This window comes from Streptomyces sp. NPDC003393 (assembly GCF_053589015.1).
The window spans coordinates 1-1,241 of sequence record NZ_JBSFRB010000105.1 but is presented as its reverse complement, the minus strand read 5'-3'; the positions used below and the strand labels follow the sequence as shown (position 1 = coordinate 1,241).

At 73.3% G+C, this 1,241-nt stretch carries 1 protein-coding gene and 1 pseudogene; one reads left to right on the top strand and one right to left on the bottom strand.

The genetic code is table 11. The features are described 5' to 3' along the window. Nucleotides 1-103, top strand: a pseudogene (locus ACWDUZ_RS38570) (MarR family transcriptional regulator); the annotation flags it as partial. Between the two features lie 97 nt (nucleotides 104-200). Here ACWDUZ_RS38570 and ACWDUZ_RS38565 read toward each other — a convergent pair. Continuing rightward, the gene (locus ACWDUZ_RS38565; protein ID WP_451636489.1) at nucleotides 201-1,130 is read right to left on the bottom strand and encodes an NADP-dependent oxidoreductase; all 930 of its coding nucleotides are present in this window, start codon (nucleotides 1,128-1,130) and stop codon (nucleotides 201-203) included. Between the last annotated feature and the right edge of the window lie 111 nt (nucleotides 1,131-1,241).

Below are 1,241 nucleotides of genomic sequence, written 5' to 3'. Positions count from 1 at the left end.
CACCCACGACGCCGCCCTGCGCGAAGCACTGCACGAGGCCGGCGAGATGCCCGAGCTGGCCCCGCTGGTGCGGGTCGTGGAATCCGGAACCGTCCCCGCCTGAGGTACGGGGCCGGGGCGGGCGCGCAGACCGCTCGATCGCCTCGCGCCTGCCGGCGCCGAGCCCGCCCGCCCCTCCGCGGCATCGGTCACGTGTCGCCTCAGCTTGCCGCCACGGACAGCACGAGCTTGCCGCGTGTGTGCCCTTGCGCGCTGAGGCGCCAGGCCTCGGCCGCTTCGGCGAGCGGGAGCACCCGGTCGACGTGCACGGTCAGTTTCCCCTTGTCGGCCAAGTCGGCGAGTGCCGTGAGGTCGGCCGAGTCCGGGCGTACCCACACGTAGTGGCCGCCCTTCTCGGCTGCCGCGGGATCGGCGATGGACGCGAGCCGTTGCGGCCCTTGGAGAAGCCGCAGCGACACGTCCACCACGTCCGCGCCGACGAAGTCGAGTGCCGCGTCGACGCCTTGCGGTGCCAGTTCCGCCACCCGGTCGGCGAGCCCGGGGCCGTAGGTCACGGGCTCCGCGCCCAGCCGGCGCACGAAGTCATGGTTGTGGGCGCTCGCCGTGCCGATCACGCGGGCGCCGCGTGCCACGGCGATCTGGACGCCGAGCGAGCCGACGCCGCCGGCTGCCGCGTGCACCAGGACGGTCTCCCCGGCGCGGACGCCGACTCGCTCGATCGCCTGGTACGCCGTCAGCCCGGCGAGGGGCAGGCCCGCGGCCTGCTCCCAGGAGAGCGCGGCGGGCTTGCGGGCCAGCAGGCGCACATGCGCGGAGACCAGTTCGGCATAGGCGCCGAACTGGACGGTGTCCTTGCGGACGTAGCCGAACACCTCGTCGCCGGGCGCGTACTCCCCGACGTCCAGGCCCACCCGCTCGACCACCCCGGCCACGTCCCAGCCGGGGATCAGGGGGAAGTGCGTCTCCATGAGGCCGTCGAGGGCTCCCTGGGCGAGCTTCCAGTCCACGGGGTTGACTCCGGCGGCCTTCACCCGGACCAGTACCTCTCCCGGTGCCACCTTCGGGTCCGGGAGGTCGGTCAGGCGAAGCGCGTCCGGCCCGCCGTATTCACTGAGCGTGATCGCTTTCATGCGGCAATCTCCGTTGTCATGCGTACCGTCTCCACGGCGCGTACCAGGGATGTCAGCCGTGGGTCCGCGGCCGCTTCCTCGAGTGCCCCGCGCAGGGCGGCGTCGTTGGTC

Bases quoted from the DNA above. Each gene is read 5' to 3' on its own strand.
- ACWDUZ_RS38565 (WP_451636489.1), bottom strand. From the start codon at position 1,130: ATGAAAGCGATCACGCTCAGTGAATACGGCGGGCCGGACGCGCTTCGC.